General features: G+C 60.3%; 20 protein-coding genes and 4 tRNA genes. 5 read left to right on the top strand and 19 right to left on the bottom strand.

Annotated elements, in window-relative coordinates; translation table 11 throughout:
- Window positions 1-39: 39 nt before the first annotated feature.
- Window positions 40-1092, top strand: coding sequence for an NAD(P)-dependent alcohol dehydrogenase (locus tag BT119_RS01895; protein WP_003366675.1), 1053 nt, complete (start codon window positions 40-42; stop codon window positions 1090-1092).
- An 11-nt stretch (window positions 1093-1103) separates the two neighbouring features.
- Here the strand turns inward: BT119_RS01895 and BT119_RS01890 are convergent, their stop codons facing one another.
- The 9 genes from BT119_RS01890 to leuC form a co-directional block, all read right to left on the bottom strand.
- Window positions 1104-1913 (bottom strand): IclR family transcriptional regulator, encoded by an 810-nt coding sequence (locus tag BT119_RS01890; RefSeq protein WP_058415978.1) that lies wholly within the window; start codon window positions 1911-1913, stop codon window positions 1104-1106.
- A 79-nt stretch (window positions 1914-1992) separates the two neighbouring features.
- Complete coding sequence (locus tag BT119_RS01885; protein WP_058396475.1) at window positions 1993-3303, bottom strand: MFS transporter; 1311 nt, start codon at window positions 3301-3303, stop codon at window positions 1993-1995.
- Window positions 3304-3628: 325 nt separating this feature from the next.
- Complete coding sequence (gene dgoD, locus BT119_RS01880) at window positions 3629-4777, bottom strand: galactonate dehydratase (protein WP_003366667.1); 1149 nt, start codon at window positions 4775-4777, stop codon at window positions 3629-3631.
- 69 nt (window positions 4778-4846) lie between these two features.
- Entirely contained in the window at window positions 4847-5482 is a 636-nt protein-coding gene (locus BT119_RS01875; protein WP_072364638.1) for a 2-dehydro-3-deoxy-6-phosphogalactonate aldolase, read from the bottom strand.
- 1 nt (window position 5483) lies between these two features.
- Entirely contained in the window at window positions 5484-6488 is a 1005-nt protein-coding gene (locus BT119_RS01870; protein ID WP_072364636.1) for a 2-dehydro-3-deoxygalactonokinase, read from the bottom strand.
- 179 nt (window positions 6489-6667) lie between these two features.
- A complete protein-coding gene (gene asd / locus BT119_RS01865) occupies window positions 6668-7780 on the bottom strand; it encodes an aspartate-semialdehyde dehydrogenase (protein ID WP_002552957.1) in 1113 nt (370 codons plus the stop codon).
- Between the two features lie 70 nt (window positions 7781-7850).
- Window positions 7851-8933: a 3-isopropylmalate dehydrogenase gene (gene leuB / locus BT119_RS01860; protein WP_072364921.1), complete on the bottom strand. Its 1083-nt coding sequence runs from the start codon at window positions 8931-8933 to the stop codon at window positions 7851-7853.
- 150 nt (window positions 8934-9083) lie between these two features.
- Complete coding sequence (gene leuD / locus BT119_RS01855) at window positions 9084-9725, bottom strand: 3-isopropylmalate dehydratase small subunit (protein WP_072364634.1); 642 nt, start codon at window positions 9723-9725, stop codon at window positions 9084-9086.
- A 10-nt stretch (window positions 9726-9735) separates the two neighbouring features.
- Window positions 9736-11160: a 3-isopropylmalate dehydratase large subunit gene (gene leuC, locus BT119_RS01850; RefSeq protein ID WP_003433129.1), complete on the bottom strand. Its 1425-nt coding sequence runs from the start codon at window positions 11158-11160 to the stop codon at window positions 9736-9738.
- Window positions 11161-11305: 145 nt separating this feature from the next.
- Between leuC and BT119_RS01845 the strand changes: the two genes are divergently transcribed.
- Both BT119_RS01845 and BT119_RS01840 read left to right on the top strand, forming a co-directional pair.
- A complete protein-coding gene (locus BT119_RS01845; RefSeq protein WP_003433130.1) occupies window positions 11306-12178 on the top strand; it encodes a LysR family transcriptional regulator in 873 nt (290 codons plus the stop codon).
- 66 nt (window positions 12179-12244) lie between these two features.
- Entirely contained in the window at window positions 12245-14437 is a 2193-nt protein-coding gene (locus BT119_RS01840; protein WP_003433133.1) for a putative bifunctional diguanylate cyclase/phosphodiesterase, read from the top strand.
- A gap of 66 nt (window positions 14438-14503) precedes the next feature.
- On the opposite strand, the gene BT119_RS01835 is transcribed toward BT119_RS01840, so the two are convergent.
- The 9 genes from BT119_RS01835 to uvrB form a co-directional block, all read right to left on the bottom strand.
- Window positions 14504-14947, bottom strand: a complete 444-nt coding sequence (locus BT119_RS01835; protein WP_003316521.1) for an Hsp20 family protein — start codon at window positions 14945-14947, stop codon at window positions 14504-14506.
- A 129-nt stretch (window positions 14948-15076) separates the two neighbouring features.
- Window positions 15077-16042: a tRNA dihydrouridine synthase gene (locus BT119_RS01830; RefSeq protein WP_072364632.1), complete on the bottom strand. Its 966-nt coding sequence runs from the start codon at window positions 16040-16042 to the stop codon at window positions 15077-15079.
- A gap of 28 nt (window positions 16043-16070) precedes the next feature.
- Window positions 16071-16532, bottom strand: a complete 462-nt coding sequence (locus BT119_RS01825; protein ID WP_054081903.1) for an acyl-CoA thioesterase — start codon at window positions 16530-16532, stop codon at window positions 16071-16073.
- Between the two features lie 525 nt (window positions 16533-17057).
- Window positions 17058-17133, bottom strand: a tRNA-Glu gene (locus BT119_RS01820).
- Between the two features lie 46 nt (window positions 17134-17179).
- Window positions 17180-17255 (bottom strand) — tRNA-Ala (locus tag BT119_RS01815).
- Window positions 17256-17306: 51 nt separating this feature from the next.
- Window positions 17307-17382 (bottom strand) — tRNA-Glu (locus BT119_RS01810).
- A gap of 88 nt (window positions 17383-17470) precedes the next feature.
- Window positions 17471-17546: transfer RNA gene (locus tag BT119_RS01805), tRNA-Ala, on the bottom strand.
- A gap of 148 nt (window positions 17547-17694) precedes the next feature.
- Window positions 17695-19176 (bottom strand): glutamate--tRNA ligase, encoded by a 1482-nt coding sequence (gene gltX, locus BT119_RS01800; RefSeq protein WP_058415974.1) that lies wholly within the window; start codon window positions 19174-19176, stop codon window positions 17695-17697.
- A 383-nt stretch (window positions 19177-19559) separates the two neighbouring features.
- Complete coding sequence (gene uvrB, locus BT119_RS01790) at window positions 19560-21575, bottom strand: excinuclease ABC subunit UvrB (RefSeq protein ID WP_003366641.1); 2016 nt, start codon at window positions 21573-21575, stop codon at window positions 19560-19562.
- Window positions 21576-21977: 402 nt separating this feature from the next.
- Between uvrB and BT119_RS01785 the strand changes: the two genes are divergently transcribed.
- On the top strand, window positions 21978-23174 hold the full coding sequence (locus BT119_RS01785; protein WP_003366639.1) for an amino acid aminotransferase: 1197 nt from the start codon (window positions 21978-21980) through the stop codon (window positions 23172-23174).
- 223 nt (window positions 23175-23397) lie between these two features.
- Window positions 23398-23709: a hypothetical protein gene (locus BT119_RS01780; protein ID WP_003366637.1), complete on the top strand. Its 312-nt coding sequence runs from the start codon at window positions 23398-23400 to the stop codon at window positions 23707-23709.
- 52 nt (window positions 23710-23761) lie between these two features.
- Here BT119_RS01780 and BT119_RS01775 read toward each other — a convergent pair whose 3' ends face one another.
- Window positions 23762-26095 carry a bifunctional acylase PvdQ gene (locus tag BT119_RS01775; protein WP_072364629.1) on the bottom strand — a complete coding sequence of 778 codons (2334 nt, stop codon included), beginning with the start codon at window positions 26093-26095 and terminating at the stop codon, window positions 23762-23764.
- Between the last annotated feature and the right edge of the window lies 1 nt (window position 26096).

Below are 26096 nucleotides of genomic sequence, written 5' to 3'. Positions count from 1 at the left end.
TGGTTCGCCTCTCTTCCTTCACACCTTGCGAGGTCAAACATGTACACAGCTATCGGTTACGCCGCACAGTCAGCTACCGCACCCCTCGCCCCGATGACCTTCGAACGTCGCGCTCTGCGTGCCGACGACGTTGCCATCGAAATCCTTTATTGCGGCGTCTGCCACTCCGATATTCACCAGGCACGCAACGAATGGGGCATCGCCGTCTACCCGCTGATGCCGGGCCATGAAATCGTCGGTCGTGTCACTGCCACCGGCAGCAGTGCAACCCAGTACCAGGTCGGTGACATGGTCGGTGTCGGCTGCATGGTCGATTCGTGCCGCGAATGCTCGGCTTGCAAATCAGACCTCGAGCAGTATTGCCTGGAAGGCCCGACCATGACTTACGCCACGCCAGACCGCGTGGACGGCAGCAACACCATGGGCGGTTACTCGAACAGCATCGTGGTCGCCGAGCACTTTGTCGTGCGCGTCCCGGAAAAACTCGATCCGGCCGCCGCTGCACCGATTCTCTGCGCAGGTATCACCACTTATTCGCCGCTCAAGCACTACGGCGTCAAGGCTGGCGACAAGGTCGGCATTCTGGGCATGGGCGGCCTGGGCCATATGGGCATCAAGTTCGCCAAAGCCATGGGCGCTGAAGTGACCCTGTTCACTCGTTCCGCCGCCAAGGCGCAGGAAGCGCGTCGCCAGGGCGCCGATCATGTGATCGTATCCACCGACGCTGAACAGATGAAGGCTGCTGCCGGGCACTTCGACTTCCTGCTCGACACCATTCCGGTCCAGCATGATCTGAACCCCTACCTGGAAACCCTGCGTTTCGATGGCGTACATATCCTCGTCGGCCTGATCGAGCCGGTCGAGCCGCCGGTACATGCAGCCAATCTGGTGATGAGCCGTCGCGTGCTGGCCGGTTCGTTGATCGGCGGTATCGCGGAAACTCAGGAAGTACTGGATTTCTGTGCCGAGAACGACATCACCTGCGACATCGAGATGCTCGATATTCGCAACATCAACGAAGCCTACGAGCGCATGCTGGCCGGTGACGTGAAGTACCGCTTCGTGATCGACATGGCCACGCTGAAGGCCTGATCGACTGCCGATCAGCCGCCGAGATCGGCCGAGAGTTCCGCTGCGATGGTTTTGATCAGCGGAACCAGCTCGGCCATCTTCTCCAGCGGCATGTAGGGCACGGTACTGGCGACACTGATGCCGGCAACGATCTGTTTGCTGGCATCACGTACCGGCGCTGCGACACAACGGATCGACGGTTCGTTGTCCTCCAGATCGAATGCATACCCCCCTTGTACATACTCCTCGCGCCGCGCCTTCAACTGCTCCCAGGTTTGCTGCTCATGAGCAGGCCATAGCGGATTTCTACCTGTGCTCGGCATGCTGATTTCATACAGCCGTTGCCACTCGGACTGAGCACTGTCCAGCAGCAGCGCCTTGCCGATACCGGTGCGCACCAGCGGCATCCGATGCCCGACCCGCGAACGCATTTCCGGACCATTGCGACCGGGATTCTTGTGCAGATAGAGCACGTCGTCCCCTTCCCGTACTGCCAGATGCACGGTATCGCCGGTCAGCTCCGACAAGCGATCCAGATACGGCCGGGCGAGCATCGCCAGGGGCACCTCTTCACGCGCCTGAAACCCCAGCTCGATCAATTTCGGGCCGAGCAGATAGCCCACCTGAGGAACGACCCGCAGGTAACGCTCCTCGACCAGGCAACTGGCCAGGCGGTGCGTGGTACTGCGCGTGGTGCCGATCAGCCGGGCGATCTCCTTGAGGTCCCGTGCGCCACCGGCAACCGCCTGCACCACCCCCAGCCCGCGCAGCAAGGTCTGAGTCCCGGTGGGTACGGAATCCTTGCCGATGATTTTTTCAGGGGTGATCGAATCGTTGTGCATGAGAGGCCTTGCTCGGATCAAAAGGGTTCGGATCGAAAACCGGCGGCATTATCGCCGCCTGAGTCCAGAGGCGTCGACATCAGAGCTCGATACGCTCCACTTTCCCTACCAGCAGGATGTACGACAGCGCGCCCAACAGTGCCAGGACCGAAATGTAGGTGATGGCAGGCGCGAACGAGTCTCCCGATGCCAGAAAGCCGATCACGATCGGGGTGGCGATGGCTGAGAGGTTGCCGATGAAGTTGAACGTGCCACCGGTCAGGCCCAGCAGGCGCGCCGGTGCCAGGGTCGAGACCAGCGACCAGGTGATCGACGCCAGGCCGTTGCCGAAGAACGCCAGCGCCAGAAAGGTGATCACCAGCGGCGTCGAGTCGACGAAGTTGGCACCGATGATCGAGGTCGAGATCAGCAGCCCGGCAATGATCGGCAGCTTGCGCGCAAAGCCTACGCTATGCCCGCGGCGGATCAGCCAGTCGGAGAAGAAGCCCGAGCACAACACACCGACAAACGCGGCGAGGAACGGCAACGACGCCAGCAGGCCGGACTTGATGAAGTCCATGCCCCGGTATTTCACCAGGTAGGTCGGGAACCAGGTCAGGAAAAACCACAGCGTGGAGTTCAGGCAGAACTGCCCCAGGTAGATGCCCCACAGCTTGCGTTTGCTCAACACAATGCCCAGGTCCAGCCAGCTGAACGCCTGCTTCTGTTTTTCGACATCCTTCTGGATGTCCACCAGCCCGCCGCCCTCCTGGATCAGCTCGATTTCCTGCTGATTGACGCCTTTGAAATCACGTGGCTCACGATACACCGTGTACCAGATCACCGCCCACAGCACGCCGACTCCCCCTGTGGCGACAAACACCATGTGCCAGCCGTAGTGCGCCTGCAACCAGGCCAGCACCGGGGTCAGAAACGCCAGGCCGACGAACTGCCCGGAGGTATAGACGCCGATGGCAGTGGCCCGCTCGCGCTCGGGAAACCAGGTGGTGACTACGCGGCTGTTGATCGGATAGGCAGGTGCTTCCAGCGCGCCGACCGCCATGCGCAGTACGAACAGGGCGATGAAGCTGGCGGCGAAGCCGAGCATGATGGTCGCGATGGACCACAGCAGCAGGGCTGCGGTGTAGAGAATGCGTGGTGGCACGCGGTCCACCAGCCAGCCACCGGGCAGTTGCATGGCGGCGTAGGTCCAGCCGAACGCAGAAAAGATCAGCCCGACATGCACCGGATCAAGGCCCAGTTCGGAGGTCAGCGCTGGTGCGGCAATCGACAGGTTGCTGCGGTCCAGGTAGTTGATCACCACCGTGATGAACAGCAGCACCATGATAAAGAAACGTTTGCGGGACGGCGTCACCAGGGATGCCGCACCCTCCAGAGTTCGAGTGCGCATGGAATGTAGCCTCTTGTTGGATTTATTGAGGTCTGTGTTTCGATATAACTGAGCTGAAGGCACGCCGGTTCTCGTTCCCGCGCAGAGCGCTCATCGTTATGCACCAGTGCGCTTTTGATTCTGGCCAAAGGCCGTGGGAGCGAACGTGTTCGCGAAGACATTGTTCAAACGAAACATTTTCAGAGAACACGTCGGCCTTTTCGCGAACACGTTCGCTCCTACGCCCTGCGGGCAGAAGCCTGAACGCCCATTTTCCGGGCTCTTCAGGGCTTATGGATGGCGATGAGCGCAGGGCGCCGAAACGATGGTTAGCGGAGTTGTTGTTCTACCACTCTGCAAAACTGCCATCCGCATGCCGCCAGATCGGGTTGCGCCAGCGGTGGCCGATGGCGGCGCGTTCGATGACGTACTCTTCGTTGATCTCGATGCCCAGGCCGGGGCCGTTGGGAATCTTGACCATGCCTTGGTCGTAGTCGAAGACTTCCGGGTGCTTGACGTAATCGAGCAGGTCGTTGCTTTCGTTGTAGTGGATACCCAGGCTCTGCTCCTGGATGAAGGCGTTGTAGCAAACCGCATCCAATTGCAGGCACGCTGCCAGCGCGATAGGCCCCAGCGGGCAATGCAGCGCCAGCGCGACGTCGTAGGCTTCGGCCATGTTGGCGATCTTGCGGGTTTCGGTAATGCCACCGGCGTGCGAGGCATCGGGCTGGATGATGTCGACGTAGCCTTCGCTCAACACGCGCTTGAAGTCCCAGCGCGAGAACAGCCGTTCGCCCAGCGCAATCGGCGTACTGGTCAGCGGTGCCAACTCCTTCAGTGCTTCATAGTTCTCGCTGAGCACCGGTTCTTCGATGAACATCAGCTTGTAAGGGTCCAGCTCCTTCATCAGCACCTTGGCCATCGGCTTGTGAACCCGGCCATGGAAGTCCACACCAATGCCGACATTCGGCCCAACGGCATCACGCACAGCGGCCACGTTGGCCAGCGCCAGGTCGACCTTGTCGAAGGTGTCGAGAAACTGCAGCTCTTCGGTGCCATTCATTTTCACCGCAGTAAAACCGCGCTCTACCGCCTCCTTCGCGGCGCGTGCCGTATCGGCGGGCCGATCACCGCCGATCCACGAATAGACGCGAATCTTGTCACGTACCTGACCGCCGAGCAGGTCACTGACCGACACCCCCAGCGCCTTGCCCTTGATGTCCCACAACGCCTGATCGATGCCGGCCAGCGCACTCATGTGGATCGCGCCGCCGCGGTAGAAGCCGCCGCGGTACAGCACGGTCCAGATGTCCTCGATGTTGCGCGGGTCCTTGCCGATCAGGTAGTCGGAAAGCTCTTCCACCGCGGCAGCAACCGTGTGCGCGCGGCCTTCGACCACTGGCTCGCCCCAGCCGACAACGCCCTCGTCGGTCTCGACCTTGAGGAAGCACCAGCGCGGCGGAACGATGAACGTGGTGAGTTTGGTGATTTTCATGGGTGCGGTTTCTCTTGTTGATTCTCTTGTTGGATAGCGGCTGCTGCACGGCGGCGTCTGCTGCGCCACTCAGTCTGCAAGCGCTGCGCTGTGCTGCTTCCAGGCCGCCACATAAGCCTGGGCACGCTCTGTGACGTCTGCGACGCTCATGCCGGGTTTGAACAGCCCGGAGCCCAAGCCAAAACCCTTCACGCCGGCGTCGAGAAATACCTTCATGTTGTCCGGTGAAATACCCCCGACCGGCAGCAGAATCGTGCCCTTGGGCAGAACAGCCAGCCACGCCTTGACCACCGCCGGCGACATCTGCTCGGCAGGAAACAGCTTGAGCACATCAGCGCCTTCGGCCAGCGCGGCAAAGGCTTCGGTCGGCGTCGCGACCCCTGGCGACAGGAACAGCCCGGCCGCCTTGGCCGCACGCAGCACCTTGGCATCGCTGTGCGGCATGACAATCACCTGCCCGCCGGCGTCCTTGACCTGAGTCACCTGTTCAGCGGTGAGCACGGTGCCAGCACCGATCAGGCAATCGGCAGGCAACTGCTGACGCAACAGGCGGATGCTGTCGAACGGTTGCGGGGAGTTGAGCGGCACTTCGATGACCCGAAACCCCGCCTCGTACAGCACATCGCCCATGGCAGGCGCTTCTTCGGGGCGCAGGCCGCGCAGAATCGCGACCAGACCATTTTCTTTCAATGCTTGCTTGAGCATGTCAAACCTCTCGAATGTGTTGGGACGAGCGGCGCGCGATCAGGCCGGCCTGAACGGCGACCTGCCAGAGGCCGCGCTCGGTCGCCTGCTCGGCCAATGTCACCCCGGGAAAGCCACAAACGGCCAGCCCGCGCGCATAGCGCGTGCACAGCGAATCGCTGCCGATGAGGATCACCGCAGGCAATTGTTCGTGGTTGTGCAGATGCAGCCTGGCGATGGCGCCCAGTTCATGGCCAATCAACAGGCCGGAAAGATAGTCAGGTTGCGCACTGGCAGCCAATTGCCCGGTCAGGCCGAGCGTTCGCGTGCTGAAAATCGTCGACAGCGGCCCCGCAGAGCCCGCGTCGGACAGGGCAATCGATAAGCCGCGGTCAAACGCCTGCTCGTCGAACGCCTCCGAAGGCTGCATGGTGCGTCCCAGAATGGTGTGCGCGCAGAGCGCGGCGTAGACCTCGCCGGTCATGAAGGTATCGAAGTGAACGATGCGAACCCGTTCTACCTGCACCCATTTGGAGTGGCTGCCGGGCAGACCGATCAGCAGAGGCTGGCTGCCATGCCCGTCTTCGCGCCCTGCCAGCACACCCAGCACCTGGGTTTCTTCGCCACGCATGACGTTGGGCAGGGTCGAGCGCTGCAGGACGCCGGGGATGATGTGCACCGTCACGCCGCGCACGCTGCGCACCGTCTGCAACGCTGCGCTCAGCTCATTGACGCTGGCCGGCGTTTCCCGGTAGGCCGCCTCGCGCCAGCCCTGTGCGCTGCCGACCATGCCACAGGCAATCACCTGCAGGTCCGGCTGGGCATCGAGCCAGTCGCCGCACGCCTGGTCAAAGGCCAACTCGAAGCCGTCACTGCAGAACTGCCCCGCGATCAGCCGCGGCGTGGTCGGCAACTGCATGATGCCCGCGCTCAATGCGCGCTGTTCCAGTACCTGGCCGTGTTCGCCAAGTCGATAAGCACGAAGTGAGGTTGTCCCCCAATCGAGCGCGATCAATTGCGCCTGCATTGCGTCACCTGTTGTTTTTTTGGAAGTGAGTGCAGGACGACTATAAACCTGTTGTTACACTTATCTCAATATGTAAATTTCAATCCCATATATAGGGATTAAGGGCGATCAATCAAAAGTATCAGGCATTAAAAAACCCGCCTTCCTTTCGGAAAGCGGGTTTGCTGTAAAACCGAGCCTCAACGCTCCAGCAGGATTCTCAGCATGCGACGCAGCGGCTCCGCAGCGCCCCACAACAGCTGGTCACCCACGGTAAAAGCGCCCAAGTACTGCGAACCCATGTTCAGTTTGCGCAAGCGCCCCACGGGAATGCTCATGGTCCCGGTCACCGCCGTCGGGCTCAGCTCATGCATGCTGGCTTCGCGATTGTTCGGCACCAGCTTGACCCACGGGTTGTGCTGGCTGATCAACCCTTCGATGTCCGCAATCGGCACATCCTTGTTGAGCTTGATGGTCAGCGCCTGACTGTGGCAGCGCATGGCGCCGATGCGCACGCAGATGCCGTCCACCGGGATCGGGCTCTTGAAGCGACCGAGGATCTTGTTGGTCTCGGCCTGGCCTTTCCACTCTTCGCGGCTCTGGCCGTTTGGCAGCGCCTTGTCGATCCACGGGATCAGGCTGCCCGCCAGTGGCACACCGAAGTTCTCGGTAGGGAACGACTCGCTGCGCATGGCTTCAGCCACCTTGCGGTCGATATCCAGAATGGCGCTGGCCGGGTTGGCCAGATCATCGGCCACCGAGGCATGCACCGCGCCCATCTGCCTGATCAGCTCACGCATGTTCTGCGCGCCGGCGCCGGAGGCTGCCTGATAGGTCATGACATTCATCCACTCGACCAGACCGGCATCGAACAGGCCGCCCAGCCCCATCAGCATCAGGCTGACGGTGCAGTTGCCACCGATATAGTTCTTGGTGCCCGCGTCCAGTTGCTGGTCGATAACCTTGCGGTTGACCGGATCCAGCACGATGACCGCGTCATCCTGCATACGCAGGCTGGACGCCGCATCGATCCAGTAACCCTGCCAGCCCGCTTCGCGCAGCTTGGGGAACACCTCATTGGTGTAGTCGCCACCCTGGCAGGTCAGCACCACGTCCAGGGTTTTCAGCTCGTCGATGCTGTAGGCGTCTTTCAGGGGCGCAACATCCTTGCCCACCGAAGGCGCCTGGCCACCGACATTGGAAGTAGTGAAGAACACCGGCTCAATGAGATCGAAGTCCTGCTCTTCCCGCATCCGCTGCATGAGCACGGAACCGACCATGCCACGCCAACCGATCAGACCTACACGTTTCATCGCAACTACACCTTGAATAAAAGTGGGACCGCCGCTCTGCGCGTACACAGCAGGCGGCGGGCCAGAGAGATTACAGATTCCGCAGCGCGGCGACTACCGCATCGCCCATTTCCTGCGTACCGACTTTGACTTTGCCTTCCGACCAGATGTCGCCGGTGCGGATACCCTGATCCAGAACCAGGCTGACAGCCTTTTCGATGGCGTCGGCCGCATCGGTCAGATTGAAGCTGTAACGCAGCATCATCGACACCGACAGAATGGTCGCCAACGGGTTGGCAATGCCTTTGCCAGCGATGTCCGGCGCCGAGCCGTGACATGGCTCGTACATGCCCTTGTTGGCCGTGTCCAGCGAGGCCGACGGCAGCATGCCGATGGAGCCGGTGAGCATCGACGCCTGATCGGAGAGGATGTCGCCGAACAGGTTGTCGGTCACGATCACATCGAACTGCTTGGGTGCACGCACCAGTTGCATGGCGGCATTGTCGACGTACATGTGGCTCAGTTCGACTTCAGGGTAATCCTTGGCGACCTGCTCGACGATTTCACGCCACAGCTGGCTGGACGCGAGTACGTTGGCCTTGTCCACCGAGCAGAGCTTCTTGCCACGCACCATGGCCATATCGAAACCGACCCTGGCAATGCGGCGGATCTCGCTTTCGCTGTACGGCAGCGTGTCGTAGGCCTGACGCTCGCCATTATCCAGCACCCGCGTACCGCGTGGCGCACCGAAGTAGATACCACCGGTCAGCTCGCGAACGATCAGGATATCCAGGCCGGCGACGATTTCCGGCTTCAGGCTCGACGCGTCGGCCAGTTGCGGATACAGGATCGCCGGACGCAGGTTGCCGAACAGGCCCAGTTGCGAACGGATTTTCAGCAGACCGCGCTCAGGACGGATGTCACGCTCAATGGCGTCCCATTTCGGGCCGCCGACTGCACCGAGCAGCACGGCGTCGGCCGCACGGGCACGATCCAGGGTTTCATCGGCCAGCGGCACGCCGTGCTTGTCGATGGCCGCGCCACCGATCACGTCGTGGGTCAATTCAAACCCCAGTTGATACTTTTCGTTGGCCAGCTCCAGCACCTTGACCGCTTCGGTCATGATTTCCGGACCAATACCATCACCTGGGAGAATCAGAATCTGCTTGCTCATAACATCCTCGATTTTGTGCATCGGCGTCTTTGACAACGCCTGCTTGAAACGCTCAATACCACAGAAAATTTAGCGTCCGGCCAAAACACTTTTGCCAGCAAGGCGCAATTGCACCTTACTGGCAAACATGCAGCATCCGCTGTTGATCGATCAGTCGCGGAACAGCCATGGCTGGCTGGCGCGGTGCCTGCTCTCGAAACCGGCGATTGCCTCAGCGTCCATCAGCGTCAGGCCGATGTCATCCAGGCCATTGAGCAGGCAATGCTTGCGGAACGCATCGATTTCGAAGCTCAGGATCTTGCCATCCGGACGGGTCACGGTCTGCGCCTGCAGATCGATATTCAACTGATAGCCGGGCGTGGCTTCCACCTGCTTGAACAGTTGATCGACGTCTTCTTCGGACAGGATGATCGGCAACAAGCCGTTCTTGAAGCTGTTGTTGAAGAAGATGTCCGCGTAGCTCGGCGCGATGATTGCGCAGAAACCGTACTCTTCCAGTGCCCACGGCGCGTGTTCGCGGCTGGAGCCGCAGCCGAAGTTTTCCCGGGCCAACAGCACGCTGGCACCCTGGTAACGCTCGTGGTTGAGGACGAAGTCAGGGTTCAACGGACGCTTGGAGTTATCCTGGTAAGGCTGTCCCACGTCCATATAACGCCATTCATCGAACAGGTTCGGGCCGAAGCCGGTGCGCTTGATCGACTTGAGAAACTGCTTGGGAATGATCTGGTCGGTGTCGACATTGGCACGATCCAGAGGAGCGACCAGGCCATGATGCTGGGTAAAGGCTTTCATACGGGACTCCTCAGTGCTGGATCAGGTCGCGAACATCGATGAAACGGCCATTGACCGCAGCGGCAGCGGCCATTGCCGGGCTCACCAGATGCGTCCGGCCACCGGCCCCCTGACGACCTTCGAAGTTACGGTTGGAAGTCGACGCGCAGTGCTCGCCGGACCCCAGGCGGTCCGGATTCATCGCCAGGCACATGGAGCAGCCCGGTTCGCGCCATTCAAAGCCAGCATCGATGAACACCTTATCCAGCCCTTCCTTCTCGGCCTGCTCCTTGATCAGCCCCGAGCCCGGCACCACGATGGCCTGCTTGATGGTCGCGGCCACCTTGCGACCCTTGGCAACATCGGCCGCAGCACGCAGGTCTTCGATACGCGAGTTGGTGCAGGAACCGATGAATACCCGGTCCAGCTGGATATCGGTAATCGGCTGATTGGCTTTCAGGCCCATGTACTTGAGCGCACGCTCGATGGAGCCACGCTTGACCAGATCCGGCTCTTGCGCAGGGTCCGGCACGTTCTGATCGACCGCCAAGACCATTTCCGGCGAAGTGCCCCAGCTGACCTGCGGCTTGATCTGTGCGGCATCCAGCCTGACCACGGTATCGAACACAGCGTCCGGGTCGGACACCAGGTCCTTCCAGGCTTCGACAGCAAGGTCCCACTCCGCGCCCTTGGGTGCGAACGGACGGCCTTTGACATACTCGACGGTCTTCTCGTCGGTGGCCACCATACCGACCCGGGCACCCGCTTCGATGGACATGTTGCAGATGGTCATACGGCCTTCGATCGACAGGTCGCGAATCGCGCTGCCGGCGAACTCGATGGCGTAACCGTTACCGCCTGCCGTGCCGATCTTGCCGATCACCGCCAGAACGATGTCCTTGGCCGTCACGCCGAAGGGCAATTGCCCTTCGACCGACACCAGCATGTTCTTCATTTTCTTGGCGACCAGGCACTGGGTGGCGAGCACGTGCTCGACCTCGGAAGTGCCGATGCCGTGGGCCAGCGCACCGAAGGCGCCGTGGGTAGAGGTGTGCGAGTCGCCGCAGACCACGCTCATGCCTGGCAGGGTTGCACCCTGCTCCGGGCCGATCACGTGGACGATGCCCTGGCGCGGATCATTCATCTTGAATTCGGTGATGCCGTACTCGTCGCAGTTATCGTCGAGGGTCTGCACCTGCAAGCGCGACACCTGATCCTCGATGGCACCGATGCCACCCTTGCGTTCGGCTGTGGTCGGCACGTTGTGGTCAGGCGTGGCGATGATCGAGTCGATCCGCCACGGCTTGCGCTTCGCCAGCCGCAGACCTTCGAACGCCTGCGGCGAGGTCACTTCATGGATGATATGGCGGTCAATGTAGATCAGCGCCGAACCGTCGTCGCGCTGTTTGACCAAATGCGAATCCCAGAGCTTGTCGTAGAGCGTTTTCCCGGCCATCGGACGTACTTCCTCATCAGCTTGTTTCTATGCCTTGGGCAATCGTTGCGATGACCCCTTGGCTTGTGCGGTCATCCTATGGAATATGCTTAAATAACTCAAATTCATAATTTTCATACTTTGGATAACCAACTGGAATCCGACCATGGACCTCGCCAACCTCAATGCCTTTATCGCCATCGCTGAAACGGGCAGTTTCTCCGGGGCAGGCGAACGCCTTTACCTGACCCAGCCGGCTATCAGCAAACGTATTGCCGGTCTGGAGCAGCAACTCAACGTACGCCTGTTCGATCGCCTGGGCCGCGAAGTCAGTCTGACCGAGGCCGGACGCGCCCTGTTGCCGCGCGCCTACCAGATTCTCAACGTGCTGGATGACACACGCCGGGCCCTGACCAACCTGACCGGGGAAGTCACCGGGCGGCTGACTCTGGCGACCAGCCACCACATAGGCCTGCACCGTTTGCCGCCGATATTGCGCGCCTTTACCCGCACTTACCCGAAGGTTGCACTGGACATCCAGTTCCTGGATTCGGAAATCGCTTATGAAGAAATTCTTCACGGGCGCGCCGAGTTGGCAGTCATTACACTGGCGCCCGAGCCGCATACGCTGATCCGCGCCGTGCCCGTCTGGGACGATCCGCTGGATTTCGTCGCGGCCCCCGAGCACCCGCTGGCCAACAGCGGCCCGATGAAGCTGGAGGATATTGTGCGCTATCCGGCGGTATTTCCCGGCGGTAACACGTTTACCCATCATATTGTCAGCGGATTGTGCGAGGCTCAGGGCCTCAAGCCCAACATCGCGATGAGCACCAACTATATGGAGACCATCAAAATGATGGTTTCCATCGGCCTGGCCTGGAGCGTTCTGCCGCGCACCATGCTCGACGAGCAGGTGGCGCGCATCCCGCTGCCGGGCGTACAGCTCAATCGCCAGCTAGGCTACATCCTGCACACCGAACGCACGCTCTCAAATGCGGCACGGGCATTCATGAAACTGCTCGATGCGCAGACACAGTGAACAGAGGCTGCAGCAGGCCGCAGGCAGATCGCTCTGGCCGCCCTATCGATCAAAGGCTCGGATAACATGCCCAACCCACCGGATAACGCCGTGCCGAATGTTGCCGCACAGTCGGTCTCTGCCAGGCTGCCGCTGACAGACGCAGAGCGGATCCTGCAGGAAACCCGTGATCGCCTGGAGCTGGCACTGGAACTGGCGCAAATGGGTACCTGGGATCTGGATATCGTCCGCAACCGGCTGCAAGCCTCGGCACGCGCGGCGCTGCTGCACGGCATGCCGGCACTGCCCTTCAATGAGTCTGGCGGGCAGTTCTTCGGCAGCCTGCCCGGCGAAGAACGCCGCCGAATGCGCGCGCTCTATGCCGCGGCGCTCGAAACCGGGCAGGACTGCCTGCAAGTCACTTACCGGTTCCGGCTGAAAAACGGCACGTCACGCCTGCTTGAGAGCCGCGCGCGGATTTACCGGGATGAACAGGGCCAGCCCGTCAGGCTGTCCGGCACACTGCTGGACATTACCCAGCAGTGTGCTCAGGTCGCACTGGAGGCCAGCGAGGAGAAATTTGCCAAGGCGTTTCATTCAAGTCCCGACTCGATCACCATCACTGAAATCGACTCGGGCCGCTATGTCGAGGTCAACGATGGCTTCAGCCGCCTGACCGGTTTCAGCGCCCAGGAAGTGCTCGGCCGTACAGCGCATGAAGTCGGCATCTGGACCGACACCTTGCAGCGCGAACACATGCTTGAAGAACTGCGCCAGAAAGGCCGCGTGCATCATCGTGAAATGAACGGGCGAGACAAGCACGGTGCGCCTCTGGTGCTGGATATATCGGTCGAGTTCATCACCCTGAACAACACCGCCTGCCTGCTGATGAATGCCCGCGACATCGGCGAACTCAAAAATGCCCAGGCGCAGATCCAGCACCTGGCTTATCACGATCCACTGACCGGGCTGCCCAATCGCGCGCTGCTGCTCGACCGCCTCAGCCAGCAAGTGTCGCTGCTCCAGCACCAGAATCTGCGCGGCGCCCTGTTGTTTCTCGATCTGGACCATTTCAAGCACATCAATGACTCGCTTGGCCACCCGGTAGGCGACAGCGTTTTAAGCATCATCGCCGCGCGCCTGGAAGCCAGCGTGCGCCAGGAAGACACCGTGGCACGCCTCGGCGGCGACGAATTCGTGGTATTGATCTGCGGCCTGGAAGGCTCGCAGGACGAGGTCACCCGGCAAGTCCGGGAGCTGGCCGACAACCTGCGCAACCTGCTGGCCGAGCCGATGTTTCTCGACGGCCATCGTCTGCAGGTCACGCCGAGCATCGGCGTGGTGCTGATTCCGGATGATGGCCTGACCCCGGCCGATCTGCTCAAGCGCGCCGATATTGCCCTGTATCGGGCCAAGGATTGCGGGCGTAACGCTTCACAGTTTTTCCATGTATCCATGCAACAGGCCGTCAGCCAGCGCCTGCGCCTGGAAAATGACTTGCGCCTGGCGCTGACCCGCAACGAATTTCACCTGCACTTCCAGGCCCAGGTCGACTGTCGTAACGAATACATCACCGGGGCCGAGGCCCTGCTGCGCTGGCAACACCCCGAATACGGCCTGCTGGCGCCCGATCAGTTCGTGCAGATACTTGAAGAAAGCGGGATGATTCTGGAGGTCGGCAGCCATATTCTGAACGAGGCCTGTAAAACCGGTGGCCTGCTGTTAAAGCAAGGGCTGATCCCGGAAAACAGATTCCTGATGGGCGTCAATATCAGCCCGCGACAGTTTCTGCAGCACGATTTCATCGAGCGCGTGGAACGCAGCCTGACCCTGCATCAGTTGCCTGCATCCATGCTCAAGCTGGAAATCACCGAAGGTATCGTCATCCAGAACCTGGACGACACCATCCTCAAGATGCTCAGCCTCAAGGCACTGGGCGTCAGCTTTGCGATGGACGACTTCGGCACCGGCTACTCGTCCCTGACCTATCTCAAGCGCTTACCGGTGGATACGCTGAAGATCGACCAGTCCTTCGTCCAGGACGCTACCAGTGATCCCAACGACGCAGAAATCATCCGTGCCATCGTCGCCATGGCGCAGAGTCTCAACCTGAACGTGATCGCTGAAGGCGTTGAAACCTCAGAGCAGTTGGCGTTTCTGGAAAAAGTCGGCTGCTACACCTATCAAGGCTATCTGTTCAGCGAACCGCTGCCAGGCCCGCAGTTCGAGTCCCTGCTGGAGCTCAGGGGGCCTGCGCAGCAAACCGCACATCAGGACTGAAAAAAGGAAGGCACCCCGCAGGCGCCTTCCCCGTTACATGCCGCTGACTCAACATCACCTGTCGGATCAGTTTTCCAGCGCTTTTTGGCTATTGAGCGGAATGCGTTTTGGTTTCGCTTCTTCCGGCACGTTGCGCACCAGGTCAATATTCAGCAGGCCGTGAGACAGATCGGCCCCTTTGACTTCGATATTGTCCGCCAGCCTGAATGACAGCTTGAATTCCCGCCGGGCAATACCCTGATGCAGATACGTCACGTTTTCGGCTTCTTGCTCGCGCTTGTTGCCGATCACGGTCAGCACACCTTTTTCAACCTGCAACTCGAGATCCTGCTCTTGCATGCCTGCTGCAGCAATCACGATTCGATAATGGTCATCGGTGTGCCGCTCGACGTTGTAGGGCGGATAGCCGCTGGTTGTCTCATTTCGCGCCGCCGACTCGAAGAGGTCATTGAAGCGGTCGAATCCCACTGAGTTGCGAAACAGTGGAGCCAGAGAAAATGCAGTAGCCATAACAATTCTCCTGTTTATCAGCGAGTGGTTTACGCGACCCGTGTTCGGCATCGCTTGGTCACCAAAATAGGGACAGCCATTCGCTTTTCAAGAGACTTTTTTCAGGATTTTTTTGACCGTTCGTCGGGATCAGCTTCTGGGTAAGCAACCGGGCGCGCAACCCAGCAATACGCTGATGCGATTGCAGTCGGTTTCGCGGCGCAACGTATTGAACATGAGAGTCGCCTCGGGGTAGCTTTTGGTCAGCAGCACCAGCCACTGCTTGAGCCGGCCCGGCGCCTGAATCAGTGTCATCTTCGCCAGACAGTCCTGCCAGAAGACCCGCAGCATCGGCTGCAACTCGTTCCAGGTCATGGGCACGACCTCGTCGCCCTTCTGCGCTGCAGCGATCTGCCGGGCCAGATCAGGACGCGCCACCAGACCGCGACCGATCATGATGTCCCGCGCACCGCAGATTTCACGGCAACGGCGCCAATCCTCAACGGTCCAGATTTCCCCGTTAGCGACCACCGGGACATTGACCACTTCCTGGATGCGCGCAATCCACTCCCAGTGCGCGGGAGGCTTGTAGCCGTCGACCTTGGTGCGCGCATGAACGACGATTTGCTCTGCCCCGCCGTCAGCCAGCGCTCTGGCGCAGTCCAGCGCGCCATCGGTGTTTTCGTAACCCAGGCGCATCTTGGCGGTAACGGGGATAGGTCTGGGCACGGCACGGCGCACCTGGCTGACGATCGAGTGCAGCAGTTCCGGCTCCTTGAGCAGGATTGCGCCGCCCCGTGAGCGGTTGACGGTCTTGGCCGGGCAGCCGAAGTTGAGGTCCAGCACGGGTGCACCCAACTCGCAGGCGAACGCGGCGTTTTCGGCCAGGCACACCGGGTCAGAGCCCAGCAACTGAAGGCGCAACGGCGTGCCTGCGTCAGTTTTCGCGCCCTGGTGAAATTCCGATGCGTACTTGTAGAAGTAATGCGCTGGCATCAAACGCTCGGACACCCGGATGAATTCGGTCACGCACCAGTCGATGCCGCCGACTTTCGTCAGCACATTACGCAGGATGTCGTCGACCAACCCCTCCATGGGCGCCAGAGCAATTTGCATGGGTCACACTCGAAAAAAGTCCGGCAGTTTACTGCCCGGCGTGCGGATTGGGAACGGCGCTGTCAGAGATGGCTGCGCCATAGCCCTCGATGAACTCGGCAGGCATGCGCTTGGGCTTACCAGTGGACAGTTCGATGCAGACAAAGGTGGTTTGCGCGCGCAGCAAGGTCAGGTTGTCGGCAGGACGCTTGAGCTGAAAGCAGCGGGTCATTTTCAGGCGGCGATCCCAGTCGACGATCCAGGTCGCCAATTGCAGCTCGTCGTTCTCGTAGGCGCTGGCGAGGTAGTCGATCTCATGCCTGACCACCGCCATCGCCCGATCCAGACGCCGGTATTCGGTAAGGTCCAGCCCGAGGAACTGCGAATGACGCCAGGCACAGCGCTCCAGCCAGGACACATAGACAGCGTTATTGGCATGCCCCAGGCCGTCGATGTCTTCGGCGGCGACGTTCAGATCGATGACAAACGGCGTTGCCCGGTCCCAGACCATGCGTGCTCCTGCTTGAGTGGATGTAATTGGCGGGAGTGTAGCGGGTCATGGCGCGCGTTCACACGCGTTGGCATGAAAAGCGCCCCTCCGAACGCCTTTTGCTCTTCACGCTACAGCGCTCAGAGTCATACACAAGTCTGGATAAGCCCGGATAAAAGGCCTGAAACCGTACGTGCAGACTGGACACAGACCTGTGGGAGTGAGCTTGCTCACGAAGACGATGCATCCAACCCCTATTTCCTGGGGGCTATACCGGCCTCTTCGCGAGCAAGCTCGCTCCCACAAGATTTGTGTATAACCAAGAGGGCTGCAGCGCGAGGATGTAGTTCGCGGCGCACTGCGTTGCGAACGCATAGAGGACGCGGAGTGTCCTGAACGGCATGCCAACGCAGTATCGGCACGAGAGTCGGTTACAGTTGAGTGTGGCAATAGATAAAAACAGAAAGGAGGGGTTTTCAAACCCTGAAAAAACAAAAGGGCCATTCAATAATCGAATGACCCTTGGTCCCGCAGAGCGGGAAATCGTGGCGTCCCCTAGGGGACTCGAACCCCTGTTACCGCCGTGAAAGGGCGGTGTCCTAGGCCACTAGACGAAGGGGACGCAAAACCTTCAGTCAGGTTCATCGAACGATGAACCCTGGCAAAATTGGTGGAGCTTAGCGGGATCGAACCGCTGACCTCCTGCATGCCATGCAGGCGCTCTCCCAGCTGAGCTAAAGCCCCGGATTTACGCCTCTCGGCGGAGATCAACCTTCCGGCATCCCTCGGTGAAACTGGCGTCCCCTAGGGGACTCGAACCCCTGTTACCGCCGTGAAAGGGCGGTGTCCTAGGCCACTAGACGAAGGGGACAAAACCTTCTTGCAAAACAAACGGTCGCTGGATCCGCTTGTTTCACATCATTTCAGAGCAGTGTAGCAGCACTCTGAAATGCTAAATTTGGTGGAGCTTAGCGGGATCGAACCGCTGACCTCCTGCATGCCATGCAGGCGCTCTCCCAGCTGAGCTAAAGCCCCACATCAGTGGACGGGGCGCATATTAAGCGTGAGTGACAGGGCTGTCAAATTTATTTTCTACAATTTGCAAAGTTTTTTGTCGGTAATACAACCACTTACCTTTCAACCCCCGGAAAACCGGGGGCGATTCACAGGAACAGGTAATGCCTCAGGCAATCGAGCCCAGCAGCTTTTCCCATTCCTTGTTTTCTTTCTTGGAAACGCCGCCCAGCAAATCGAGGGCCTGACGCAGGCGGAAGCGAGTCAGGTCCGGGCCGAGGATTTCCATCGCATCGGTCACCGAGACCGAGTTGGCCTGACCGGTGATCGCAGCGAACATCAATGGCATGGCGTCTCGCAGCTTGAGCTCGAGATGCTCGACCACGGCCTGAATGCAGCCCATGATCCGGTCCTTCTCCCACTGACGCAGCGATTCCAGCTTCCACAGGATCAACTGAATCACCTGGCGCACCTGCTCCGGAGACAGCTTCTTGTGTTCGAAGAGCTTCACATCAGGCGTGACGTCACCTGCAAAGAAGAAGCCGGCCAGCGGTGCAACCTGACTGAAGGTCTCTACCCTGCCCTGCACGTGCGGTGCGATCTTCATCATGTAGTCAGGGTTCAGCGCCCAGGTCTTCAGACGCGAGGCAAACTCCTCGACCGGCAGATCACGCAGCCATTGGCCATTGAGCCAGGACAGCTTTTCTATATCAAAAATCGGCCCGCCCAGCGAAACACGCGACAGGTCGAAGTTGTCGACCATCTCCTGCAAGGAGAACTTTTCGCGCTCGTCAGGCATCGACCAGCCCATACGCCCCAGGTAGTTGAGCATCGCCTCGGGCATGAAGCCCATGCGCTCGTAGAAGGTCACCGACGTGGGGTTCTTGCGCTTGGACAGCTTGCTCTTGTCGGGGTTACGCAGCAGCGGCATGTAGCACAGCTGCGGCTTGTCCCAGCCGAAGTACTCGTACAGCAGGATCAGTTTGGGTGCCGATGGCAGCCATTCTTCGCCGCGCAGTACGTGGGTGATGCCCATCAGGTGGTCATCGACGACGTTGGCGAGGAAGTAGGTCGGCAGGCCGTCTGTCTTCATCAGGACCTGCATGTCCATGCGGTCCCACGGGATTTCGACTTCGCCACGCAGCATGTCAGGGACGACGCAGACGCCTTCGGTCGGCACTTTCATGCGGATCACGTGTGGCTCGCCGGCATCCAGGCGGCGCTGGACTTCTTCCTTGGAGAGCAGCAAGGCGCGACCGTCATAGCGCGGGGTTTCGCCCCTGGCCTGCTGTTCGGCGCGCATCTGGTCCAGCTCTTCGGCGGTGCAGAAGCACGGGAAGGCATGGCCCATGTCGACCAGTTGCTGCGCGTATTTCTTATAGATGTCGCCGCGCTCGCTTTGGCGGTATGGGCCATGCGGACCACCGACGTCGGGGCCTTCGCTCCAGTCGATGCCCAGCCAGCGCAGTGCGTCGAAGATCTGCTGTTCGGACTCGCGGGTAGAGCGCAGTTGATCGGTGTCTTCAATGCGCAGGATGAACTCGCCGCCGTGCTGTTTGGCAAAGCAGTAGTTGAACAGCGCGATGTAGGCCGTGCCGACGTGGGGGTCGCCTGTGGGCGATGGCGCGATGCGGGTACGAACGGTGGTCATGGAAAATCCCGAATTAGGTCGATCAAGCGCGGAATGTTAACAGGCCGGGGGCATGAGGCTCCAGCAACAAAGGCAATTGCCCGGACGCCTCTCGTTCCGCAAGCTCCGCGCCCGGAGTTGTAAACAAATTCAGCTGATTATCGTGCCAGTGCTCCGCGTGGGCATGCAGTTCGTGACGCTCTGCGCCACACGGCGGTTTTTCTTTGTCAGGTAAATGGGGGTTCGACTCAGGTCACCTTTTCGCCCCTCGGCGAGTCACTTCGAAGGGGCCAAAGTGACCAAAGCCCCCTGCTCCGTTTCCGGCCCGACTTCGTCGGGTTCCTTCGCCCTGACACTGATCCGGGGGTCGCCGCACCGGCATGAGAGGTGGCGTGTCCAATGCTTCAAACCGCCAGCAACCGCTCGCGCAGTTTGCCGATTTCGTCGCGCATTTGTGCGGCGGCTTCGAATTCCAGGTCGCGGGCCAGTTGGTACATTTTTTCTTCCAGTTGGCGAATGCGTTTGTTGATCTCGCTCGGCGAGCGCAGTTCGTTTTCGTAGCGGGCGTTTTCTTCGGCGGCTTTGGCCATGCCTTTGCGTTTTTTGCTGCGCGAGCCGGGGACGGTGGCGCCTTCCATGATATCGGCGACGTCCTTGAACACACCTTTGGGGGTGATGCCATGTTCCAGGTTGAACGCCAATTGCTTCTCGCGTCGCCGCTCGGTCTCGCCGATGGCGCGCTCCATCGAGCCGGTAATCCGGTCGGCATACAGAATCGCCCGACCATTGAGGTTACGTGCCGCCCGGCCAATGGTCTGGATCAGCGAACGGTCGGAGCGCAGGAAGCCTTCCTTGTCGGCATCGAGAATTGCCACCAGCGACACTTCCGGCATGTCCAGGCCTTCGCGCAGCAGGTTGATGCCCACCAGCACATCGAACGTCCCCAGGCGCAGGTCGCGGATGATTTCGACACGTTCCACCGTATCGATGTCCGAGTGCAGGTAACGCACGCGCACCCCGTGGTCGCTCAGGTAGTCGGTCAAATCCTCGGACATGCGCTTGGTCAGCGTGGTGACCAGCACCCGCTCTTCCAGCGCGGTGCGCTTGTGGATTTCCGACAGCAGATCATCGACTTGGGTCAGCGCCGGACGAATCTCGATCTGCGGGTCCACCAGGCCGGTCGGACGCACCACCTGCTCGACGATACGCCCGGCGTGCTCGGCCTCGTAGTTACCCGGGGTCGCCGAGACGAAAATGGTCTGCGGGCTGATCGCCTCCCACTCGTCGAAACGCATCGGGCGGTTATCCAGTGCCGATGGCAGACGGAAGCCGTACTCGACCAGGGTTTCCTTGCGCGAACGGTCACCTTTGTACATCGCGCCGACCTGCGGCACGCTGACGTGGGACTCGTCGATCACCAGCAAGGCATCCGGTGGCAGGTAATCGAAAAGGGTTGGCGGCGGCGCACCGGAAGGACGGCCCGACAGGTAGCGCGAGTAGTTTTCGATACCGTTGCAGTAGCCCAGCTCCAGCATCATTTCCAGATCGAAACGGGTGCGCTGCTCCAGACGCTGAGCTTCCACCAGTTTGTTCTGGCTGCGCAGGTATTCGAGGCGCTCCTGCAGCTCGACCTTGATCCCCTCCATCGCCTCAATCAGCGTCTCGCGCGGGGTGACGTAGTGGCTTTTCGGGTAGAAGGTGAAGCGCGGCAGCTTGCGAATCACCTCCCCGGTCAGCGGATCGAACGCCGACAGGCTCTCGACCTCGTCATCGAACAGCTCGACCCGGATCGCTTCCAGATCGGATTCGGCCGGGTAGATATCGATCACATCACCGCGCACCCTGAACGTCGCACGGGCAAAGTCCATGTCGTTACGGGTGTACTGCAGGTCGGCGAGGCGGCGCAGCAAGGCACGCTGATCGAGTTTGTCGCCACGATCGATGTGCATGACCATGCGCAGATAGGTTTCCGGACTGCCCAGGCCGTAGATGCACGACACCGTGGTGACGATGATCGCATCCTTGCGCTCCAGCAGCGCCTTGGTCGCGGACAGACGCATCTGTTCAATGTGGTCGTTGATCGAGGCATCCTTCTCGATGAAGGTGTCGGACGACGGCACGTAGGCTTCCGGCTGGTAGTAGTCGTAGTAGGAAACGAAGTACTCCACGGCGTTGTTCGGGAAAAACGCCTTGAATTCGCCATACAACTGCGCCGCCAGGGTCTTGTTCGGTGCCAGCACCAGCGTTGGACGCTTGATCTGGGAAATCACGTTGGCGATGCTGAACGTCTTGCCCGACCCGGTCACCCCGAGCAGGGTCTGGTGCGCGAGCCCGGCGTCGATCCCTTCGACCAGTTGGCGAATGGCCTCGGGCTGATCGCCGGCTGGCTCAAAGCGGGTAACGAGCTGGAACTCGGACATAACTGACCTCTTGAATGGTGCGCGTGTGACGGGGTTCGCGTGAAACCTTCCGCGACCTGACCGCCTCGACGGCACAACTGGAAATATTCGTCGGCGCATGACGGCGCGCAACGACGAAATCATCGCAAACAGCCGTTCCCGCCGGGAAGCAGGCGTGCGATGTTTTGAAGTGATGGCTAATAGATGGAGTCATATATCAGCCTTTCAAGGCACGCACTTAAAGCATTGAGGTTTTAACCGAACGAACGTTCTACAAATATGCGCAAAAACCTGTAAAAAACCCGCCCTGCACTGTCGATCACCGAGGGGATGCTCTCTATACTACGCTCAGTTTGCGCACCGCTTTGGCGCATCGAGCCTCAGCGTGTCCCCTTCCCACTCTTCACCAAGAGCCGCCGCACCATGAGCCTGTTTTCCGCTGTCGAAATGGCACCCCGCGATCCGATCCTGGGTATCAACGAAGCCTTCAACGCCGACACCCGCAGCACCAAGGTCAACCTTGGCGTAGGCGTCTACTGTGATGAAGACGGGCGCATTCCCCTGCTGCGCGCCGTGGCCGAAGCCGAAAAGATCCGCGTGGCCCAGCATGCGCCGCGTGGCTACCTGCCGATCGACGGTATTGCCGCTTACGACCAGGCCGTGCAAAAACTGTTGCTGGGCGCTGATTCGCCGCTGATCGCCTCGGGCCGTGTGCTGACCACCCAATCGGTCGGCGGCACCGGCGCACTGAAGATCGGTGCCGACTTCCTCAAGCAGTTGCTGCCCGATGCCGTCGTCGCCATCAGCGACCCGAGCTGGGAAAACCACCGCGCGCTGTTCGAAACCGCAGGCTTTGCGGTGCAGAACTACCGCTACTACGACGCTGCCACCCACGACGTGAACCGTGCCGGCATGCTCGAAGACCTGCACAACCTGCCGAACAACTCGGTAGTCGTGCTGCACGCCTGCTGCCACAACCCGACCGGTGTCGACCTGAGCCTGGATGACTGGAAAAAAGTGCTGGAAGTGGTCAAGGCTAAAGGCCACGTACCGTTTCTGGACATGGCCTATCAAGGCTTCGGTCAGGGCATTCAGGAAGATGCCCTGGCAGTGCGCCTGTTCGCCGAGTCGGGCCTGACCTTCTTCGCCTCGAGCTCGTTCTCCAAATCACTGTCGCTGTATGGCGAACGCGTCGGCGCGCTGTCGATCATTACCGAATCGAAGGAAGAAACCACTCGCGTCCTGTCCCAGGTCAAGCGCGTGATCCGCACCAACTATTCCAACCCGCCGACCCACGGTGCGATCATCTCCGCTGCGGTGCTTAACGACCCTGCGTTGCGTGCAATGTGGGAAGAGGAACTGGGCGAAATGCGTCTGCGCATCCAGGGCATGCGCAAGGCGATGGTCGAGCGCCTGGCTGACAACCCGGCCGGTCAGGACTTCAGCTTCGTCGCGCGCCAGTGCGGCATGTTCTCCTACTCCGGTCTGACCGCCGAACAGGCCCAGCGCCTGCGCAGCGAGTTCGGTATCTACGCGCTGGACACCGGGCGTATCTGCGTGGCCGCGCTGAATCAGAAGAACATCGACGTGGTGTGTGACGCGATCAAAAAAGTGCTCTGACTGCGCTGAAGCGCACTGGTAGAAGCGAACCTGTTCGCGAAGGCTGTTCTCCGGTCGATGCATCTCATGCAACGTACGGGCCTTTCGCGAACAGCGCTTATCCAACAGCCTTGCACGCAGCACTTCCCACTGCATCACCATTCGGCAACTGAATCGAACGATCCCCATTACTACTCCTCGAAACTGTGTCAGAACATTTTCTGAAACCGATATCGAGGTACTCATGTCTATCGAACCGCAACGTCAGAAAGAACCGACGCCAAATCAGGACGCACCTGCCAGCCCGGGCCCGGACCGCAACGATCCGGCAATCGAGCCGCAAGTCGGGGATGTAAAACCCGAGACTGAAAAGGGCAATGGCCAGAGCCAGGGCCAGACGCCTTCCCCAAGTCAGTCACAGACTCAGTCGCAGGGCCAGTCAACCAGCGACAGCGCCTACGTGCCTGACCACGAGCCGGAAGAAAAAACCGAGGATTTACGCAATCATCAGCCCACCACTGGCGTTGACGCCGATATCGATACACCGGGCGGCTGATTACCGATAAGCGCATTTGGGCCGCATGGCCCAAACGCTTTTCTTGCCTCTTTCAGCGATCAGGCTCCTCGCTTATCACCTGCACCTCATACGCAGGATCAGCCTTGATCTGCTGTTCAGTGAACGGCAACGCCTGCCATTGTTTTTTTGAAAATGCGTCAGTCTGGTCGCTTGAATGGGCTGACTGTGGATTGCTCGACTCAGAGAACGCCAGTAAACCCTGCGCCCTTGGGCCGTGCTCGTCGAACGTCACCACCTGCAGGTAGCTGGTGCCACTGACCACCTCGCGCTTGCCGTCCTTGCCTGCCACGGTCTGCATGGCGTTGTAGATGCCAAGCCCGGCCGGACCACCGTGAATCGGGATCTGCTTGCCGCTGATGCTGGACACCTGAATGTCGCCCCATTGACTGCTTGCCGAGAGGCCTGCCTTGGCCACTTCATCCACTGCGGCCCGCATGGCGGAGCGCAATGCAGTGGCGACCTGCGGGTTCTCAATCGCCAGCCCGCTCGGCGTGTGAACCGGGTCGCGCGGGTCGAACGCAACACGCCAGCGCGAGGCAACAGCCTGCATGGACGTCATGATTCTCTGGAAGTACACGAACCCGATGCCACTGTTCAGGTCAGCGCGTCCATCCCAGGCTTTCAGTGCGGTACACAGCGGCGTCAGCCGCGCAGCATCATCACCCAGCTCCGAGGCACAGAACCTGAGCAGATCCGGCAGCACTTGCCCGGCCTGATAGACCTCGTTGTCCATGACCATCGCTTGCAGGTTCTCGACGCTGATCTTGCCCGCCTTCTTCAGGCTGCCCAGCCGATCCAGCGCAAAACGTGCTCGCTGCCCCAGCGGCTGGCTGTCCTCGCTGATCAGCGGCGAAAAGTCCTTCAACGGCGCAGCGGGATTGACCATCCAGGCCGAGTCGTTGGAGTGCTGCACGAAGTCGGTCCGCAATAACTGCGGCTGACGGGAAGAGGGATAAATACCGGCCTGTGCCGCCTCTGCGGAAACCTCCCAGTTGCATTCACTGCGCGAGCCGTCGAGCACGATCAGTTCCGTGCCGATGCGCGGATCACTGCATCGGGCAAGCCTGACGGCGTCGACGTTTGGCACCACCGAGAGGTTCATGTACAGCGCCTGCCCCCGCGCATCGACTGCCAGGGTGTTGACCCACGGGATGCCCTGGATCTTGCGCACCGAATCCTGAAACGCCTTGAGGCTGTCAGCCTTGTCCATTGCATACCACTGCTGCAACACTCGGTCGTTTTGCAGATTGGCATCACGCAGGCTGAAGGCAAACTTTTCGTCCCAGTCCAGCTTGCCCGGCCACTGCACCACCGGACCGAACCTGGACGAATAGACAATGCGTGGCACCGACTTCAGGCTGCCATCGGCTTGCTTCACGTCGACACTCACCTGCTGCTTGTCCATGGCAACCGATTTGCCATCCAGCAGGTAACGGGTGGAATCCTTCGGGTCGAGCTGCAGGCGATGCAGCGTGAAGTGTTTCGACGTGTCGACGGTATGGCTCCAGGCCAGATGCTGATTGAAGCCGATATTGATCAGGGGTAGGCCCGGCAAGGCTGCGCCCATCACGTCGAGCTTGCCGGGAATGGTCAGGTGCATTTGATAGAAGCGCAGGCCGCCAGCCCATGGAAAATGCGGATTGGCCAGCAGCATGCCGCGCCCGTTGGCCGATAGCTCGCGCCCTATTGCCACGGCATTGCTGCCGCGCTCCAGAGCAAACCGCTGGTTGCGCGCAGCAGCCAGTTGCAGCGCCTGAACCTGCTGAGCATTTACCTGCAGTGGCTTTTGCAGCGCAGGCGGCGTAGCACCGGCCAGCGCTTCGGCGAACTGCCCCACGCCCCCCTCTACCAGCAGGCGACGGGTCAAGCGCAGCAGATCATCGGTACTGATCGGCCGAACCCACTCGGCCGCACAGGGCTGCGGCAGGCCCTTGGCCTTCTGTTCATCGAGCGAGCGGTTGTAACCGGCGACATAGCCCTGCATCAACTGGCGAATCTCCAGCGGCTGCGCATTCCAGAAATTCGCCAGTGCCTGCGGCGTATTGAGCCACTGGAACAACAGGTCGCTGGCCATATTGTTGCGCTGCTCAAGGGTCGCCTTATCGGGGCCAAAATAGCGCGAGCGCTGGCCGTTGACGGTGACGATCTCATTGGCCAGCAGGCACAGGTTGTCCTGCGCATAGGCATAACCGATGCCGTAACCCAGACCGCGCTCATTGGCGGCAACGATATGCGGCACGCCAAAACCGGTCCGCCGGATCTCGGCACTGGCCGCCTGTTTTCCAGGCTCAACCAAGGCTTGCGCAGGGAAAATCACAGCGAACGAAAGACCTGCAAACACAAAACCGCACAGGGGTCTGGACATA

This window comes from Pseudomonas sp. NFACC10-1 (assembly GCF_900119195.1).
Classification (GTDB): domain Bacteria; phylum Pseudomonadota; class Gammaproteobacteria; order Pseudomonadales; family Pseudomonadaceae; genus Aquipseudomonas; species Aquipseudomonas cerasi.
This window is presented reverse-complemented; position numbering and strand designations above follow the sequence as displayed.